Genomic DNA, 16897 nt, shown 5'->3' on the forward strand with positions numbered 1-16897 from the left:
GGTGGGTCGTGACGGGATCGAACCGCCGACATTCTGCTTGTAAGGCAGACGCTCTACCAACTGAGCTAACGACCCTTTCGCTGCAGAGCTATTCGCCCCTCGCTTGAAAGAGGCAGCATTAAAACATGCCCCTAATTTTGCGTCAACACCTTTTCTGGCGAAAACCTAAGAAAAAAGCGCCTTGGCCGGCGCTTTTTGGCTAAACCTATGAATCAAAAAGAAAACAAAAATACAGTTTTTTGCGATCTTTTGCTGCTCAGTGGGCTTTAGGCGTAGGTGTCGATCTTGTTGCGGGTTTCATCCATGCGCTGGGCGGTAGCTTGGCGCTCCTGCATGGCTTGCAAACCTTGCTGCGAGATATTCTCTTTTTTGCGGTCTAGCCGCTCCGCGCCTTCATTAATGGCTTTGGCCGCTTGCTGGGAGCCCTGAAACATGGTTTGTGAAACGGTGGTGCTGAAATTCATTGCAGCGCTGATGGATGACATGATGGCAACTCCTGCGGCAAAACGGTTTATTAATTCAACTATATAGCTGACTATAACATCAATCACACTTTGGCTGATGGTCGGTACTTTGCGCAGTAGGGGCAAGCAGTTAAGATGACCGCGGTTTATTAGCATTTGATGGAACAGGTCATGGGTGTGGGTTTGCGCGAGCAGGATCAGCGGGGTGCCTTGCGGGTGCCTGTGAATTGCAAAGTTAAAATTCGCCCAATGGATCTGGGTTTGCCATTTTATGGTGAATGCACCGATCTCAGCGTGACCGGCATGACGGTACAAACTAGCTATGTGCCGCGCCCGGAAGAAGAATTCGATATCTATGTGATGCCGGCCAAAACGGCGGGGCGGCCGCAGGCTCCCTTTGCGGCGCGAGTGAGAGTGCGACGCAGTCATCAACTGAAGATGCACGCTTTATACGAATTGGGCCTCGAGATTATTCAGGTTCACAATTAATCCAGTAAAATAGCGGCTTTATGCCCACCGCCGGTGGGTGTTTCCTGTTTCAAGTGGATTCATGAAGCTGCTTGCCCTCAAGATTGACGTCGATACGGCCAAGGCCGTGGCGGCTGTACCCCATCTGGCTGAACTCCTGCGTAGCCATCAGGCTGGCGCCACTTTTTTCTGGTCTCTGGGTGAAGAACGCAATGGCGTCTGGCTGCGGCCAGGCTATGGTTTGCGTCAGATGCCCGGTTCTAGCTATATACCGTTGCGTGAACGCTACGCTCGTAGCGAGCTGATTCTGGGTAGTCTGCAACCGGTGCGCGGGCTATTTAAATTGGCCAAACGCTATCAGGATGAGCTGACCGAAGCCGGGTTTGAGCATGCACTGCGCCCGCTCTCGCGTTATCACTGGCAACTGGAAATCGCTCGCTGGGATGCCGAAACCACCAAGGTTGAGATGTATCGTGCACGCGATGCGCATACGCGCTGCTTTGGTGTGCCGGCGCGCGGGCATTCGGCGTTTGGCGGGCAGATGAATCGCCAGGCCTTCCGTTATTTGCAAATGGCCGGCTATGCCTATAGCTGCGATACGCGTGGCGTGGGGCCGTACTGGCCGATTGTCGAGGGGGAATATGTGCGCGTGCCGCAATTGCCAGTGACCCTGCCGATGCTGGAAGAGCTGGTGCAGCGCATGTCGGCCGAAGATGCGGTTTTACATATTCTTCATTTGAGCGAACAAGCCCAGCAGCCACAGGTGTTTAATTTTGCCGCGGATTTTGATAGCCGTTATCCCGAGGCGATCGCCGCCTTGCTCACCGGATGGTTGCTGCAAGGCTATCAGCTCGTGGGCCTGGATCAGCTTTTGCTGCAACTGGATGTCAGCAAACTACCTTATCACCATGTGGTGAAGGGCGAGGTATCGGGCCGGAAAGGTCAAATGGCCTTGCAGGGGGCTGTATACCCATAGAGGGTATTTCGAGCAGGGTGTATGGGTTAGTCCTAGCTACTCTCAGCAAATTAAAAAAGCCGACTTCGGTCGGCTTTTTTGTTGGGCGCTCGGCGCTGTTTAACCATCCGAGGTGATTTTTAGGGTGAGCTCGCGCAATACTTCATCAACCTGATCGTTCTCCACCTGGCAGGTGCCGGCATTTTCATGCCCGCCACCACCGTATTCCAGCATTAGCGCGCCGATATTGGTTTGAGATGAACGATTAATAATCGACTTGCCTGTGGCAAACACGGTATTGCGCTTTTGTACGCCCCACATCACGTGGATGGAAATATTGCACTGGGGAAACAGCGCGTAAATCATAAAGCGGTTGGTGGCGAAGATGGTTTCTTCTTCACGCAAATCCAGAATCACCAAGTTATCGTAGAGGCGGCTGCAACGTTTGAGCTGTTCTTTGGCCAGCGCCGCATGCTCTTGGTATAACTCGATCCGCTCTTTCACATCGGGCAGGGCTAAGATTTCCTCGATGCCATGATTGCGACAATACTGGATCAGATCCATCATCAGCTGGTAATTGGAGATGCGGAAATTGCGAAAGCGCCCCAAGCCGGTGCGCGCATCCATCAGGTAATTTAAGAGCACCCAGCCATCCGGGTGCAGAATTTCATCGCGGGTAAATTCGGCGGCGTCGGCTTTATCCACCGCCAACATCATGTCTTCGCCAATATTCGGAAAGCGCTCTTTGCCACCGTAATATTCATACACCACTCGCGCGGCCGAAGGGGCATCGGGGACGATGATGTGGTTATCGCGCTCGCCCGTGTTGCGAATGGTTTCGGAGAGGTGGTGGTCAAAAGCCAGATAGGCGCCGGGCACATAAGGCAGATTGGTGGTGATATCGCGGGCGCTAATTTCGATCTTGCCATCCTGCATGTCTTTGGGGTGCACAAACAGAATCTCATCGATCATTTCCAGCTCATTGAGTAGCACCGCGCACACCAAGCCATCGAAATCACTGCGGGTAACCAAGCGGTATTTGTTTTCAGCCATGACAAACTCCTAGAAGACCTGATTCAGCTTAGGCGTTTTTCGGCATTTTGCCGGCTGGCGGGGCGATTTATTTCTGGGTGACCCTATGCTGGAAATGGCCGTGACGTGCGCCATATTAAGCTAGGACAAACGCTGGGAAGTGCGGCGAATTTTGATCGATCTGACAATAAAAAAGCGCACCCGCAGGTGCGCTTTGGCTGTCGCCGTATGAGCTTAGGCCGCCAGTTTTTCCAGCCCGCCCAGATAGGGGCGCAACACCGTCGGTACGGTGATGGAGCCATCGGCGTTTTGATAGTTTTCCAGCACTGCTACCAAGGTGCGACCCACGGCAAGGCCGGAACCATTCAGCGTATGCACCAGCTCGTTTTTACCGGCTTCATTTTTGAAGCGGGCTTGCATGCGGCGAGCCTGGAAGCTGCCCATATTCGAGCAGCTGGAAATCTCGCGATAAGTATTCTGTGCCGGCAGCCAGACTTCCAGGTCGTAAGTCATTTGGCTGGAAAAGCCCATGTCGCCGGTGCACAGCAGCACTTTGCGGTACGGCAGCTCTAAGAGCTGCAGAATGCGCTCGGCGTGGCCGGTGAGCTCTTCCAGTGCGGCCACCGATTGCTCGGGGTGGACGATCTGGACCAGCTCCACTTTGTCGAACTGGTGTTGGCGAATCATGCCGCGCACATCGCGCCCATACGAGCCGGCTTCGGAGCGGAAGCACGGCGTATGGGCGGTGAATTTCAGTGGCAGCTCGTCAGCTTTGAGCAGCGTATCGCGCACGAAATTAGTCACTGATACTTCGGCGGTAGGGATCAGGTACAGCGAATCATCGTTGTGTGGCACTTTGAAGAGGTCTTCTTCAAACTTAGGCAGCTGGCCGGTGCCGTGCATGCTGGCCGCGTTCACTAGGTAAGGGGTGTAGACCTCTTCGTAGCCATGCTCATTGCTATGGGTGTTGAGCATGAATTGCGCCAGCGCGCGATGCAGCTTGGCGATATGGCTTTTCAGTACGGTAAAACGCGCGCCAGAGAGCTTGGCGCCCGTTTCAAAATCCAGGCCCAGTGGCGCGCCCAGATCCACGTGATCTTTCACTTCGAAATCAAACTGCCGCGGAGTGCCCCAGCGCAGGATTTCTTTATTTTCGCTTTCATCTTTGCCCACCGGTACAGATTCCAGCGGCAGATTGGGAATGCCGGCCAGCAGGGCTTCCATTTTGCCTTGCAGCTCGCTCAGTGCCGTTTCACTGGCGGCCAGCTCGGCTTTCAGGTTTTCAACTTCGGCCATGATGGGCGCGACATCTTCGCCGCGGGCTTTAGCCTGACCGATTGATTTGGAGACGCTATTGCGTTTGGCCTGCAGATCTTGCGTGGTGGTTTGCAGGGTTTTGCGCTCGGCTTCCAGCGCGGCAAAGGCGGCGGTGTCGAGGTCGTATTTGCGGGTTTTCAGGCGTTGGGCAACGGCATCAAGGTCGTTGCGGAGCAATTGGATATCAAGCATCGTGGCTCAGCAGCAAAGGCAATAAAAAGAATAGCCCGATTCTAACATCAAGCGCCGCAGCTGGCGCGCTTGCGGCGGGATTGTGCTTCGGGCGCTCGAGATGGTATGGGGTATTGGGCTGTAGGCTTTGTTTGATAATGCCTTTGGCCCTATACCTCGCTTATTTTTTCAATGGGCGTTCCGGCGTGAGTAGGGTTGGGCGTGATTCGGTCTCAATGCCCGGATAGTCGCGGCTGTAGTGCAGGCCACGGCTTTCCTTGCGCGCCATCGCGCAGCGCACAATCAGCTCGGCAGTGATGACCAGATTGCGTAGCTCTAGCAAATCGTTGGAAACGCGGAAGTTGCGATAAAACTCGTGGATTTCGCTTTTGAGCAGCTCGATGCGGTGCAGAGCACGTTCTAGCCGTTTATTGGTGCGCACAATCCCGACGTAATCCCACATAAAGCGGCGCAATTCATCCCAGTTGTGCGAGATCACGACTTCTTCATCCGGGTCGGTAACGCGGCTTTCGTCCCATTCCGGCACCTGCGGCAGGGCTTGCGGCGCTTGCTGCAAAATGTCTTCGGCGGCTGCTTTGCCTAGTACCATGCATTCCAGCAGAGAGTTTGAGGCGAGGCGGTTGGCGCCGTGCAGCCCGGTGCAGGCCACTTCGCCCACTGCATAGAGGTTGGCTAGGTCAGTGCGGCCATCCAGATCGGTGACCAGTCCGCCGCAGGTGTAGTGGGCAGCAGGGACGACTGGAATGGGCTCTTTGGTAATGTCGATGCCCAGCTCCAGGCAGCGCTGATAGATATTGGGGAAATGCTCTTTCACAAACGCCGCAGGTTTGTAGCTGATATCGAGGTACACGCAATCATAGCCGCCACGCTTCATTTCAAAGTCGATCGCGCGGGCCACGACATCGCGGGGTGCTAGTTCGGCGCGCTCATCGTGATGCGGCATAAAGCGGGTGCCATCAGGGAGGCGCAAAATCCCACCTTCACCCCGCACGGCTTCGGTAATCAGGAAAGACTTGGCATGCGGGTGATACAGGCAAGTGGGGTGGAACTGGATAAATTCCATATTCGACACCCGGCAACCAGCACGCCAGCCCATCGCGATCCCGTCGCCGGTAGCGACGTCAGGGTTGGTGGTGTAGAGGTACACCTTGCCCGCGCCGCCGGTGGCGAGCACGGTAAACGGCGCCAGAATGGTTTCGACCCGATCAGTAAGTTTGTCGTACACATAGGCGCCGACGCAGCGCGCTCTTTCGCCTTGGCGCTCGGTGATCAGGTCAACCGCAATATGGTCTTCTAATAGCGTGATATTCGGGTGCGCAGCGACCTTGATGGCCAGCGTGTCGATCACGGCAGCGCCGGTGGCATCGGCCGCGTGGATAATCCGCCGGTGGCTATGCCCGCCTTCGCGGGTGAGGTGATAACCCTGATAGCTGGTGTCGCCCGATTCATCTTTGGTGAACGGCACGCCCATGCTGATCAGCCAGTCGATAGCGTCTTTCGAGTTTTCGACGATAAACCGTGTGGCGGCCGGATCGCACAAGCCAGCGCCCGCGACGTGCGTGTCTTTGATGTGCAGTTCGATGCTATCGGCATCATCCAGTACGGCGGCAATGCCGCCTTGCGCCCAGCCACTGCCGCCGTCGCGCAATTCCCGCTTGGTAATCAGACCCACTTTCAGTTTTTCGGCCAGCTGCAGGGCAATCGTCATCCCGCCCAGGCCACTTCCTAAAATCAGCACATCAAACTTTTGCATCCGGCGTGGTTCCTATCCAGTGTTGCTACGCTATCCATTTCAGAGCGCCAATACTAGCAGAGCTCAAATGCTTATGCCGATAGGCAAATCAAAGCGCGGCGCGAAATCTGGCGCTGGGCTTGTAATTGCCTAGACCGCCCATAGCTAATCAACCTAGAATCCATGTTCCATCCGCAAAGGAAGAGTAGGCTTGAAAACCGGTGTAACCCAGGGTAGTGATCGCGAACTCGATCAGGAGCTCGTACGGCGGGCGCAGGCCGGGGATCAGCGTGCTTTCGAATTGCTGGTCATGAAGTATCAACGCCGGATTGCCCGACTACTGTCGCGCATGATTCGCGATCCGGCCGAGCTCGAAGACGTCAGCCAAGAGGCGTTTATCAAGGCTTATCGCGCCTTGCCCTCGTTTCGCGGCGAGAGCGCGTTTTATACTTGGCTGTATCGCATCGCGATTAATACGGCGAAAAATTACTTAGCTTCCCTAGGGCGCCGGCCGCTGATGGCCAGTGATTTCGAGGATGAAGACGGCGAAACCCTTGATGCGGTGGCACAAGTACCAGATTATCACACGCCGGAAACTGAACTATCCAACCGGCAGATTGTCAGTACTGTGAACGAGGCGGTAGAAGCGCTACCGCCCGATTTGCGCGAAGCAATCACCTTGCGCGAAATGGAAGGGCTGAGCTACGAAGACATCGCCGCAGCGATGGATTGTCCGATCGGAACTGTGCGCAGCCGCATTTTTCGCGCCCGCGAGGCCATCGCCAACCGCTTGCGTCCGCTCTTGAATGGCGTGGGCAAGGATAAGCGCTGGTAGGCCGTATGGGAGTACATCCAAATGAATGAAAAACTATCTGCATTGCTTGATAACGAGCTCGACCCGGCCGAATGGGCCGCGGTGCTGGATGCCGTCAAGCAAGATCCGCAACTGCAGCAGCAATGGCAGGAGTGGTACATTGCCCGGGATGCTTTAAGCGGACATGTGCCGCTGTCGGGCGACTTTATGCAGCGCTTCTCGGCGCGGCTCAGTGCCGAGCCGGTGGTGATAGCGCCGCAACGGCTGGCTGCGCCTAAAGGCAAGCGCTGGCTGGTGCCGATGGCGACGGCAGCTTCGGTGGCCTTTGTGGGCCTTGCCGTGTGGCAATTCTCGTTCCGCCCAGCGGCCCAGTCGCTGCCGCAAATGGCCAGTGTGAGTGTGCCGGCGCATGCGCAGGTGAATGCGGCCGAAGTGCGAGCGTATTTGGCGGCGCATCGCAATGGGGTGGCTGATCCACTGGGCGGCGACCATTTGACTACCGTATCGTTTGAAGTCGGAGAGCAACGCTAGCATGCGGCGATGGAGTGTGAATCAAGTCAGTCGGTGGGCTGTGTCGTTACTGCTGATGCTGGGTGGCGCGGCCCACGCTGCCGAGCAGCTAGATCGAGATAGTGCGCAAAAACTTCTGGAGCGTGCAGCGGCGGCGGCCAAACAGGAAAACTATGCCGGTACCTATGTGTATCAGTATGGGGATGAAGTTGCCACGTATCGGATGATTCACCTCAATGATGGTCAGCTCGATGCCGAGCGGCGCGAATCGCTCGATGGCCCGCCGCGCGAGTATTACCGCGCTGGCACGCAGGTGAGTATTTATCCAGCCGATCAGGCCGGCGGCTCGCTCGATCGGCGCTACACCGCCAAGCTATTCCCACGCCAGCTGCCAGAGCAGCCCGAAAAACTCTTGAATGTGTATGGCATTAAACGCCTAGGCCATGAGCGCGTGGCCGGCTTGCAGTCCACCGTGTATCAGCTTGAGCCGCTTGATCAGTACCGCTATCCACATCGTTTCTGGATGGATGATCAATCGGGGCTGCTTTTGAAGTGGATTGTAATGGGTATGCGCACCGAGGCTATGCAGACCTTTGCGTTTACCAATATACAGCAGGGGAGTAATGTGGATCGCCGCTGGTTGAAACCGACCCGCACCCTGCAGCCCGTCACGATTGATTCCAGCGTGGGTACCGCCAAAGTGGCGCAAGAGCCTGGTTGGGATATCAAAGCACTGCCCAATGGTTTTCGTTTGCTCAAGCAAACCAGCAAAACCTTGCCCGGTAAAAACCGCACGGTGATTCATCATTTGTATAGCGATGGCCTCACCACGGTGTCGGTGTTTATTGAGCCTTACCATCAGCGTTTGCCGCTGGGGCTGGCGCACCAAGGCGCAACGCATTTATTTGTGCGCCAAAGTGGTGGCGCGCTGGTGATGGCGCTGGGTGAAGTGCCGGCAGTCACGGTCGAGGCATTTGCCACTGCCTACAATGCGCGGTAAGGTGGCGCATCGTTTAACCCGCAGCTTTTATCATGATCGAAACTCAAGCCCAAGTGGTGCGCACTGACGGCGATTACGCCTGGATTAAAATCCGCCCCCATACCCCCTGTGGCAATTGTGACTCGGAAAAAGGCTGTAAGTCGGTCGCGATCACTCGCTTATTTGGTCAGGCGCAGGATCAATACCGGGTGCGCAACCCGCTGGCAGCGCAGGCGGGCGAGCTGGTGACCGTGGGTTTGGCTGAGCAGGCTTTGCTCAGCTCGGCCTTATGGGCCTATGGCTTGCCGATGTTGCTGTTGCTGCTCGGCGCCTTTCTGGGTAGCTGGTTGCCGCTGGCTGGTGAGGCGGGCACCTTGGCCGGCGCCGCGCTTGGTTTTATTACCGGTTTTCTGTGCTTGAAAAAGCAGGCGAAGAACCCCATTCACAGCAACGAACCGGCGATTATCGCCAAATTGCCAGCCAGTGCGGCTGGTTCTTCCTGTCCTTCATCACGCACTATTTGATCTCGGGAGCTCTGTCCGATGTTGAATTCCAAACTGAACCGTTTCTTGCTCGGTAGCGTACTGCTGGGCGCCAGCTGGGCTGCGCAAGCTGCGCCGGCGGGCTTGCCCGATTTCACCACCATTGTGGAAAAAGAAGGCAAAGCGGTGGTAAATATCTCGACCACCGCCACTGTGCGCGACGATGAAGGCCCTGCCGCCAATGGCTTTGACCCTGATACCCTCGAATTTCTGCGCCGCTTTGGCTTCCCGGTGCCACCCGGTGGTGGGCGCGGCATGCAGCCACGCCAGCATCAGGCGCAATCGCTGGGCTCAGGTTTTATCATCGATAGCAATGGTTATATTTTGACCAATGCCCACGTGGTGGCCAAGGCGGATGAAATTACCGTCAAGATGGTCGATAAGCGTACGTTCAAGGCCAAAGTTGTGGGTGCTGATGCTCGCACCGATGTGGCGCTGTTGAAAGTCGAGGCCAGTAATCTGCCCAAAGTGGCGCTTGGAGATGTGAATAAACTCAAGCAAGGCGAGTGGGTGCTGGCGATTGGGCAACCATTTGGTCTGGATAACACTGTGACCGCGGGCATTGTCTCAGCCAAAGGGCGCAATCTGCCGGATGAAAATTTTGTGCCGTTTATTCAGACCGATGTGGCGATTAACCCCGGTAACTCGGGCGGGCCACTATTTAATCTGAACGGCGAAGTGGTGGGGATTAACTCCCAGATCTATAGCCGCTCTGGTGGCTATATGGGCCTATCATTCTCGATCCCGATTGATGTGGCCATGAAAGTAGCCGATGAGCTCAAGGCCACGGGTAAAGTGACTCGCGGCCGGATTGGGGTGGCCATTCAGGATGTGAATGAAGAGCTGGCCAAGAGCTTTGGCCTGAGCAAGCCGACCGGAGCGCTCCTGAGCTCGGTGGAAAAAGATGGCCCTGCTGACAAAGCCGGCCTGCGTGCCGGCGATATTCTGTTGAAATTTAATGGCCAGAGCATTGCCAATTCGGGCGAGTTGCCACGGGTGGTGAGTGCGGTGAAGCCGGGGAGCAAAGTGCCGGTGCAAGTTTGGCGCGACAAGGCTAGCCGTGAGCTGATGATTACCGTGGGTGAGCTTGAATCAAGCGATAAAGCTAGCGAAGCTCGCGAGTACAAAGGCAAAGCGGATGACAGCGGCAAATTTGGGCTGGTGGTGCGCGAACTGAACCCGCGTGAGCTCAAGCAGCTGGGCATTACCGCCGGGCTCTTGGTGCGTGATGTGCAAGGCGAGGCGGCCAAGGCGGGTCTGCAGCCGGGCGATGTGATTGCCGGTGTGGGCGGACAAGAGCTGACTTCGGCGGCGCAACTGCGCAAAGCACTCAACGAGGTGAAAGCGGGGCAAAGTATCGCGCTGCGGATCATTCGCAATGGTAACTCGGCCTTTATCGTGCTGAAGGCGCCGGCGCAATGAGGCAGTTAACGCTGTATGGCCGCGAATATTGCGGCCTTTGCCATGTGATGCGGGATGCGCTCTTGGCCCAATCGGCCGGGCGCTTCACCGTGCAATGGATTGATATTGAAGATATTGATGAGTTGGAAGCGCGCTATGGCGAGTTGGTGCCGGTATTGACCGACGAAGCCGGGCAGGAAATCTGCCATTATCATCTCGACCAAGCTGCGCTGGATGCTAGGCTGGCCAATTTAGGCTAAAATCGCGCACCAACGCAATTCTCGGGCACGCGTAACGTGCCCGATTTTTTATAGAATTGCCCTGAAACACGATTGGCTGGACACATGGATCATATTCGTAATTTTTCTATCATTGCCCACATTGACCACGGCAAGAGCACCTTGGCTGACCGCTTTATTCAATTTTGCGGTGGCCTGGAGATGCGCGAGATGAGTGAGCAAGTGCTCGACTCGATGGATATCGAGAAAGAGCGCGGAATTACCATCAAGGCGCAAACCGCTGCGCTCAATTACAAGGCGCGTGATGGCAAAGTCTACAACCTGAATCTGATCGACACCCCAGGGCATGTGGATTTCAGCTATGAAGTGAGTCGCTCGCTCGCTGCCTGCGAAGGCGCGCTGCTGGTGGTGGATGCCTCGCAAGGGGTGGAAGCCCAGACCGTCGCCAATTGCTACACGGCCATCGAGCAAGGCGTAGAAGTGCGCCCGGTACTTAATAAAATCGATCTGCCTGCGGCTGAGCCAGAGCGGGTAGCGCAAGAAATCGAAGACATTATCGGGATTGAGTCCACCGGTGCCGTGCATGCCTCGGCGAAGTCGGGTATTGGCATCGAAGACATTCTGGAAGAGGTGGTCACCAAGATACCCCCCCCGAAAGGTAATCCAGACGGCCCGCTGAAAGCGTTGATTATCGACTCATGGTTTGATAACTATGTGGGCGTCATCATGCTGGTTCGGGTGGTGGATGGCGAGCTGCGCCCGAAAGACAAAATTCTGTTTATGTCGTCCAAAGCCCAGCATCTGTGTGAGCAGGTTGGGGTGTTTACGCCTAAATCGGTGCAGCGTGAAGTCTTGCGCGCGGGTGAAGTGGGCTTTGTGATCGCCGGGATTAAAGAGCTGGCCAGTGCCAAGGTGGGCGACACCATCACCAGTGCCAAAGAGCCTGCCGCCGAGCCGCTGCCTGGTTTTAAAGATGTGAAATCCCAGGTATTTGCCGGTTTGTACCCGGTAGAAAGCCATGATTATGAAAAGCTGCGCGATAGTTTGGAAAAACTGCAGCTCAATGATGCATCGCTGCATTTCGAGCCGGAAGTGTCTTCCGCGCTGGGTTTTGGTTTCCGTTGTGGTTTCTTGGGCTTATTGCACCTGGAAATCGTGCAGGAGCGCCTAGAGCGCGAGTTTGATATGGACCTCATCACCACCGCGCCGACGGTGGTCTATGAGCTGGTGCTGCGCAACGGCGAAGTAGTGCAGATCGAAAACCCGTCCAAACTGCCTGATCCATCAAAATACGACGAAGTGCGTGAGCCGATCATCACTGCCACCATCCTGGTGCCGCAAGATTACGTGGGACCTGTGATGACGCTGTGTAATCAAAAGCGTGGCGCGCAAGTCAATATGCAGTATCTGGGTCGGCAAGTGATGTTGACTTACGATTTGCCGATGGCCGAAGTGGTGATGGATTTCTTCGATAAGCTCAAGTCGGTATCGCGTGGCTATGCCTCGCTGGATTACGAGTTTAAAGAATTCCGCACCGGTGACTTGGTGAAGCTGGATGTGCTGGTGAATGGCGAGCGAGTGGATGCCTTGAGCTTGATCGTACACCGAGCTAATAGCGTGTATCGCGGTCGTGAGCTGATTGCCAAAATGCGTGAGCTGATTCCGCGGCAGATGTTTGATATTGCGGTACAAGCCGCAATCGGTAGCCAGATTATTGCCCGCGAAACGGTGAAGGCCATGCGTAAAGACGTATTGGCCAAGTGTTACGGTGGTGATATCACCCGGAAACGCAAACTGCTGGAAAAACAAAAAGCAGGTAAGAAACGCATGAAGCAGGTGGGCAATGTGGAGATTCCACAAGAAGCCTTCCTGGCCATTTTGCAAGTGTCAGACAAATAACATCATCGGTTGGGGTAAAGCATGAACTGGCTGTTGCTAGGGGTAGCGCTGTTGATTTTGGGCCCGGTACTGATCGGGGCTGGCGCCAAGCATGAGCGCAAAGGCAAGGAGCCGCCACAATTGGTGCAGTATGGCTACCTCGCCTTGGTGGTGGGCTTGTTTGTGCTGATGGTGCAGTTTTTGTCGATCTCCACCGCCATGCTGTTGTTTGTGCTGATTACCGGCGTGGTGTGGGCGCTGGATAAATTTGTGCTGCAAAAGAAACGCGGCGATGCACAGGTGGAAGACTGGGTTGAGTATGGCCGTGGTTTTTTTCCGGTGATCTTGGTGGTGTTTTTGCTGCGCTCGTTCTTAATCGAGCCGTTCCAGATTCCATCTTCATCGATGCGCCCTGGTCTGATTGTCGGCGACTTTATTCTGGTGAATAAATACGCTTATGGCTTGCGCCTGCCGGTTACCAATTCCGTCGTTGTGCCTGTGGGCACGCCGCAGCATGGCGATGTGATGGTGTTTAATTATCCAGTCAACCCTAGCGTGAACTACATTAAACGCGTCATTGGTTTGCCGGGCGACACCATCGAATATCGCAATAAAAAATTGACCGTTAACGGCGTGGCCGTGCCGACCGACAGTGTGGGTGAGCATACTTACGTTGAGCAGGGCGTTTATCAGATCAAAAATGCGCAGTTCACTGAAAAATTAGGTGAACACGTGTACGCTACTTTAAATATGCCCGAAGCACCGGTGCTGAGCCTGAGCGAAGTGGCTGACTTCCCTGGGCGCGAAAATTGCCGCTATGATGAGAGCGGATTTACCTGCAAAGTACCCGCAGGGCAGTATTTTGCCATGGGTGATAATCGGGATCACAGTGCAGATAGCCGTTATTGGGGCTTTGTGGATGACAAATACATCGTCGGTAAGGCTTTCCTGATCTGGATGAACTTCGGGCATCTGAATCGGATTGGTTCGCTGATTAAATAAAGAGGGAGATCAGGATGCATAAGCAGCGTGGATTGTCTTTTTTCGGTTTTATCATCGTGGCCATGGCCGTGGCGATGGCGATGATTACTGCGTTCAAGGTGGTGCCCGCATATATTGAATATTTCAATATCAAGCAGGCTGTGACGACGATTGCAAAACAAAATACGGGTTCTACACCAGCGGCGATCAGAGATGCCTATGCTCGTCATGCGGATATCAGTAACATCAAAGCGGTGACTCCTGCTGATTTAGTTATTAATCAAGTAGGAGGCAGTACAGTTATCCGTGCCGACTATGAGAAAGTAGTGCCGCTGGTGGCAAATGTGAGTTTTCTGTTCCAGTTTCAAGTGGAGCAAAGTTCTGGTGCTGCTGCACCCTAATCCCAGATAGTAAGGATTTATTTTGGCGGTTGTACTTCCTGCCGAGCGCCTGCAACAGGCGCTCGGTTATGTTTTTTCTGAGCCTAAGTTATTAAAGCAGGCGCTGACCCATCGTTCATTCTCCAGTACTCACAACGAACGTCTGGAGTTTGTGGGTGATGGTATTCTCAATTCGCTGGTGGCCCGGCAGCTGTTTTTTGCTTTTCCACAATTCAGTGAAGGCGATTTGTCGCGGGTACGTGCGCATTTCGTGCGGCAAGATTCATTGGCGGTGATCGCCAATGAGCTGCAGCTTGGCGATTACCTGTGGCTGGGTGAGGGCGAGCTCAAAAGTGGCGGTCATCGCCGCCCTAGTATTCTGGCCGATGCACTTGAAGCGGTACTGGGCGCCATCTGGCTGGATGGTGGCTTTCCTGAAGTTGAGCGCGTGGTCACGCAGTTATTTGCGGCGCGGATCGCGGCGGTTGATCCGACTAGTGCCATGAAAGACGCCAAAACCGCATTGCAAGAGTGGCTGCAAGCGCGCAAGTTGGCCTTGCCGCAATATGAAGTGATTCGCCAAGTGGGTGAATCACCCGACCAGATTTTTGAAGTGGCCTGTACCTGTGTTGAGTTAAAAACTGCCACACGGGCAGAGGGCGCAAGCCGGCGAGCGGCCGAACAGGAAGCCGCTGGCAAATTATTACATCTGCTGCGCGAGCAGCACCCGGGCAAAAAGGTGGTCCGCAAATGAAAGAACTTGAACTGAATGATCTGCTGACCCCGACTGTACCCGATGATTACCGCTGTGGGTTTGTGGCGATCGTGGGCCAGCCCAATGTCGGTAAATCCACACTGATGAACCATCTAATTGGCCAGAAGCTCAGTATCACCTCGCGCAAAGCCCAGACCACCCGCCATCGGATTAATGGCGTTTTAACTCGCGAGGACGCTCAGTTTGTTTTTGTGGATACCCCAGGCTTTCAAACCAAGTATCGCAATGCGCTGAATCAGGCCATGAATCGCAGTGTGACCACCACGCTTGCTGATGTGGATGCGATTTTGTTTGTGGTTGAAGCGGGCCGTTATGGCCCGGCTGACGAAGCGGTACTGAAACTCTTGCCCAAAGATCGCCCGGTGATTCTGGTCATCAATAAAGTCGATTTATTGGCCGATCCTGCGCGTTTGCTGCCGTTTATGGAGCAAGTAGCGGCGCAGTTTGAATTTAGCGCCATCGTGCCGGTGGCCGCGAAGAAAAATCAAAAGCTTGATGTGCTGCTGGATGCGATTTTGCCGCTGTTGCCAGAGTCGGTGCCGATGTTTTCGGCTGAGCACCTCACCGATCGGAATGAGCGCTTTTTAGCTGCCGAACTGATCCGTGAGAAGATCTTCCGTTTGATGGGCGAAGAATTGCCCTATGTGATGGCGGTAGAAATTGAAAAGTTTGACGACGAAATTCGCAAAGACGGGAGCGAGCTGCGCCGGATTTACGCCGCCATTATGGTCGAGCGTGAAAACCAGAAGGCCATCCTGATCGGGAAAAATGGCGAAAAACTTAAGCGCATCGCCACCGAAGCCCGGGTGGATATGGAGCAGTTGTTTGATGCCAAAGTTTTCCTGCAGGTGTTTGTGAAAGTGAAGAGTGGTTGGGCGGATGACACCCGCTTGGTACGGCAACTCGGCTACGAATAAGGCATGGCGCGCAGTACGCCCAAACAGAAAATCAATGCGCAGCCGGCCTTTGTGCTGCACCAGCACCCCTATCGGGAAACCAGCCGCTTACTGGATGTGTTCACCCGTGATTATGGCCGTCTGACCATCTATGCCCGGGGGGTGCAACGCCCCGGCTCACAGGTGCGCAGTGTGTTGCTGGGGTTTCAGCCGCTGCTGCTGTCCTGGTTCGGTACGGGCGAAGTCAAAACCTTACACGCGGCGGATTGGCAGCCGGGGCTGCCGCAGCTGAGTGGTTTGCCCTTGCTGTGCGGCTTTTACCTGAATGAATTGCTGCAACAGCTGCTGGTGCGGGACGAGCCGCACCCGGCGCTGTTTGTGGCCTATTTTGATGCCATCAAGGCATTGGCGCGCTTACAACAGCAAAGTGCCCCCGATGTGGAGCCGATTTTGCGCCGATTTGAGCGGCACTTACTGCAAGAATTAGGCTTAAGCCCGGCTTGGCATGTGCAGGCCGACAGTGGTGAGGCTTTGGCTGCGGATGGCTATTACCACTTCGTCCCGCAGCAGGGCTTTGTAGCCAGTACGGCGACAGAGGGCTGCCCCAGCCACTTGATCCATGCCTTTGCGCGCGATGATTGGCAAGATGAAGCGCTCAAGCCATGGGCCAAGCTGTGGATGCGACAATCATTGGCGCATGTGTTGGGCGAGCGGCCCTTGCATACTCGGCAACTGTTGATCGATTTGCAGCGTATCTAGGGTATATCCCGCGTTATTAGATCAATAAACGCTCTGGTACATATACCCGCAATGGGTATGTTGCGTGGGTGACTTCTTCACGAAGCTGCAACGAATGGCGAGGTGTTTCGGTCTAACTACTGGTGGAGAAATCAGCAAAAAGGCGGGTTTCACACTATGTTGACAGAAAGCAGGCGCGTCAGTGCGCGCGGGGAGGCCTTATGATCAGTATTTCACACGAAAGCCAGTATATTCATGTGGTGATTTTTGGTGATTTCACCCTGCAGGATTATCGGGAGTTTGAAGAGAATGTCTTGTATGACATTCGTTTTCATGGCCCCAGCCGTTTATTGTTCGATTTAAGCGAAATGACTGGCTATACGTTGGATATGGCGCTTGAAGAACTTGATTTCAGCATCAAGCACAAGCAAGATTTCGAAAAAGTCGGTATCGTCACACATGATCAGTGGATTGTCTGGTCAGTCTGGATCAATCGCGCCCTGAGCGATGCGAATGTGATGGTATTTGATACCCTTGATGGGGCGATTGCTTGGCTGACCGAGCCCACGGCAGAAATGGTTGGATGACTACAATAACAACAGGC

At 54.8% G+C, this 16897-nt stretch carries 19 protein-coding genes and 1 tRNA gene; 15 read left to right on the top strand and 5 right to left on the bottom strand.

The genetic code is table 11. The features are described 5' to 3' along the window. Positions 1-2: 2 nt before the first annotated feature. Both L991_RS13090 and L991_RS13095 read right to left on the bottom strand, forming a co-directional pair. Positions 3-75, bottom strand: a tRNA-Val gene (locus tag L991_RS13090). 191 nt (positions 76-266) lie between these two features. Next, complete coding sequence (locus L991_RS13095) at positions 267-485, bottom strand: hypothetical protein (RefSeq protein WP_028450859.1); 219 nt, start codon at positions 483-485, stop codon at positions 267-269. A gap of 150 nt (positions 486-635) precedes the next feature. Between L991_RS13095 and L991_RS13100 the strand changes: the two genes are divergently transcribed. Then, entirely contained in the window at positions 636-953 is a 318-nt protein-coding gene (locus L991_RS13100; RefSeq protein ID WP_047396364.1) for a PilZ domain-containing protein, read from the top strand. Between the two features lie 61 nt (positions 954-1014). After that, on the top strand, positions 1015-1908 hold the full coding sequence (locus tag L991_RS13105) for a hypothetical protein (RefSeq protein ID WP_028450858.1): 894 nt from the start codon (positions 1015-1017) through the stop codon (positions 1906-1908). Between the two features lie 99 nt (positions 1909-2007). On the opposite strand, the gene L991_RS13110 is transcribed toward L991_RS13105, so the two are convergent. From L991_RS13110 to nadB, 3 genes are all read right to left on the bottom strand, one after another. Continuing rightward, on the bottom strand, positions 2008-2940 hold the full coding sequence (locus L991_RS13110) for an exopolyphosphatase (RefSeq protein ID WP_028450857.1): 933 nt from the start codon (positions 2938-2940) through the stop codon (positions 2008-2010). Positions 2941-3153: 213 nt separating this feature from the next. After that, a complete protein-coding gene (gene serS, locus L991_RS13115; RefSeq protein WP_028450856.1) occupies positions 3154-4428 on the bottom strand; it encodes a serine--tRNA ligase in 1275 nt (424 codons plus the stop codon). Between the two features lie 160 nt (positions 4429-4588). Further along, entirely contained in the window at positions 4589-6181 is a 1593-nt protein-coding gene (gene nadB / locus L991_RS13120; RefSeq protein ID WP_047396368.1) for an L-aspartate oxidase, read from the bottom strand. 190 nt (positions 6182-6371) lie between these two features. On the opposite strand from nadB, the gene rpoE reads away from it, so the two are divergent. The 13 genes from rpoE to L991_RS13185 all read left to right on the top strand — a co-directional run bounded on the left by rpoE (position 6372) and on the right by L991_RS13185 (position 16880). Beyond that, positions 6372-6995 carry an RNA polymerase sigma factor RpoE gene (gene rpoE, locus L991_RS13125; RefSeq protein ID WP_028450854.1) on the top strand — a complete coding sequence of 208 codons (624 nt, stop codon included), beginning with the start codon at positions 6372-6374 and terminating at the stop codon, positions 6993-6995. 21 nt (positions 6996-7016) lie between these two features. Continuing rightward, a complete protein-coding gene (locus L991_RS16620; RefSeq protein WP_052190878.1) occupies positions 7017-7505 on the top strand; it encodes a sigma-E factor negative regulatory protein in 489 nt (162 codons plus the stop codon). Positions 7506-7545: 40 nt separating this feature from the next. Continuing rightward, positions 7546-8484, top strand: a complete 939-nt coding sequence (locus tag L991_RS13135) for a MucB/RseB C-terminal domain-containing protein (RefSeq protein WP_197053894.1) — start codon at positions 7546-7548, stop codon at positions 8482-8484. A gap of 32 nt (positions 8485-8516) precedes the next feature. Then, positions 8517-8987: a SoxR reducing system RseC family protein gene (locus tag L991_RS13140; RefSeq protein WP_052190879.1), complete on the top strand. Its 471-nt coding sequence runs from the start codon at positions 8517-8519 to the stop codon at positions 8985-8987. Between the two features lie 18 nt (positions 8988-9005). Next, the gene (locus L991_RS13145; protein ID WP_047396372.1) at positions 9006-10427 is read left to right on the top strand and encodes a DegQ family serine endoprotease; all 1422 of its coding nucleotides are present in this window, start codon (positions 9006-9008) and stop codon (positions 10425-10427) included. Beyond that, positions 10424-10666 carry a glutaredoxin family protein gene (locus L991_RS13150; RefSeq protein WP_047396375.1) on the top strand — a complete coding sequence of 81 codons (243 nt, stop codon included), beginning with the start codon at positions 10424-10426 and terminating at the stop codon, positions 10664-10666. The genes L991_RS13145 and L991_RS13150 overlap by 4 nt, the downstream gene beginning before the upstream one ends. 84 nt (positions 10667-10750) lie before the next feature. After that, positions 10751-12544, top strand: coding sequence for a translation elongation factor 4 (lepA, locus tag L991_RS13155; RefSeq protein WP_028450850.1), 1794 nt, complete (start codon positions 10751-10753; stop codon positions 12542-12544). 21 nt (positions 12545-12565) lie between these two features. Continuing rightward, a complete protein-coding gene (lepB, locus tag L991_RS13160) occupies positions 12566-13525 on the top strand; it encodes a signal peptidase I (RefSeq protein ID WP_028450849.1) in 960 nt (319 codons plus the stop codon). A gap of 14 nt (positions 13526-13539) precedes the next feature. Continuing rightward, the gene (locus L991_RS13165) at positions 13540-13905 is read left to right on the top strand and encodes a DUF4845 domain-containing protein (RefSeq protein ID WP_047396379.1); all 366 of its coding nucleotides are present in this window, start codon (positions 13540-13542) and stop codon (positions 13903-13905) included. A gap of 22 nt (positions 13906-13927) precedes the next feature. Further along, complete coding sequence (gene rnc, locus L991_RS13170; RefSeq protein ID WP_047396383.1) at positions 13928-14638, top strand: ribonuclease III; 711 nt, start codon at positions 13928-13930, stop codon at positions 14636-14638. Next, a complete protein-coding gene (gene era, locus L991_RS13175; protein ID WP_052190880.1) occupies positions 14635-15576 on the top strand; it encodes a GTPase Era in 942 nt (313 codons plus the stop codon). The genes rnc and era overlap by 4 nt, the downstream gene beginning before the upstream one ends. A gap of 3 nt (positions 15577-15579) precedes the next feature. After that, positions 15580-16314: a DNA repair protein RecO gene (gene recO / locus L991_RS13180; protein ID WP_047396388.1), complete on the top strand. Its 735-nt coding sequence runs from the start codon at positions 15580-15582 to the stop codon at positions 16312-16314. Between the two features lie 200 nt (positions 16315-16514). Continuing rightward, a complete protein-coding gene (locus L991_RS13185) occupies positions 16515-16880 on the top strand; it encodes an STAS/SEC14 domain-containing protein (protein WP_028450845.1) in 366 nt (121 codons plus the stop codon). Positions 16881-16897: the final 17 nt, after the last annotated feature.

Origin of the sequence: Chitinibacter sp. ZOR0017 (genome assembly GCF_000799095.1) — a bacterium.
Classification (GTDB): domain Bacteria; phylum Pseudomonadota; class Gammaproteobacteria; order Burkholderiales; family Chitinibacteraceae; genus Chitinibacter; species Chitinibacter tainanensis.

What these genes read in the sequence shown, in the direction of transcription:
- nadB (WP_047396368.1), bottom strand. Translation starts at nt 6,181, where the DNA reads ATGCAAAAGTTTGATGTGCTGATTTTAGGAAGTGGCCTGGGCGGGATG.
- L991_RS13110 (WP_028450857.1), bottom strand. Translation starts at nt 2,940, where the DNA reads ATGGCTGAAAACAAATACCGCTTGGTTACCCGCAGTGATTTCGATGGC.
- L991_RS16620 (WP_052190878.1), top strand. Translation starts at nt 7,017, where the DNA reads ATGAATGAAAAACTATCTGCATTGCTTGATAACGAGCTCGACCCGGCC.
- era (WP_052190880.1), top strand. Translation starts at nt 14,635, where the DNA reads ATGAAAGAACTTGAACTGAATGATCTGCTGACCCCGACTGTACCCGAT.
- L991_RS13185 (WP_028450845.1), top strand. Translation starts at nt 16,515, where the DNA reads ATGATCAGTATTTCACACGAAAGCCAGTATATTCATGTGGTGATTTTT.
- L991_RS13165 (WP_047396379.1), top strand. Translation starts at nt 13,540, where the DNA reads ATGCATAAGCAGCGTGGATTGTCTTTTTTCGGTTTTATCATCGTGGCC.
- lepB (WP_028450849.1), top strand. Translation starts at nt 12,566, where the DNA reads ATGAACTGGCTGTTGCTAGGGGTAGCGCTGTTGATTTTGGGCCCGGTA.
- L991_RS13095 (WP_028450859.1), bottom strand. Translation starts at nt 485, where the DNA reads ATGTCATCCATCAGCGCTGCAATGAATTTCAGCACCACCGTTTCACAA.
- serS (WP_028450856.1), bottom strand. Translation starts at nt 4,428, where the DNA reads ATGCTTGATATCCAATTGCTCCGCAACGACCTTGATGCCGTTGCCCAA.
- L991_RS13105 (WP_028450858.1), top strand. Translation starts at nt 1,015, where the DNA reads ATGAAGCTGCTTGCCCTCAAGATTGACGTCGATACGGCCAAGGCCGTG.
- L991_RS13140 (WP_052190879.1), top strand. Translation starts at nt 8,517, where the DNA reads ATGATCGAAACTCAAGCCCAAGTGGTGCGCACTGACGGCGATTACGCC.
- L991_RS13145 (WP_047396372.1), top strand. Translation starts at nt 9,006, where the DNA reads ATGTTGAATTCCAAACTGAACCGTTTCTTGCTCGGTAGCGTACTGCTG.
- recO (WP_047396388.1), top strand. Translation starts at nt 15,580, where the DNA reads ATGGCGCGCAGTACGCCCAAACAGAAAATCAATGCGCAGCCGGCCTTT.
- L991_RS13150 (WP_047396375.1), top strand. Translation starts at nt 10,424, where the DNA reads ATGAGGCAGTTAACGCTGTATGGCCGCGAATATTGCGGCCTTTGCCAT.
- lepA (WP_028450850.1), top strand. Translation starts at nt 10,751, where the DNA reads ATGGATCATATTCGTAATTTTTCTATCATTGCCCACATTGACCACGGC.
- L991_RS13100 (WP_047396364.1), top strand. Translation starts at nt 636, where the DNA reads ATGGGTGTGGGTTTGCGCGAGCAGGATCAGCGGGGTGCCTTGCGGGTG.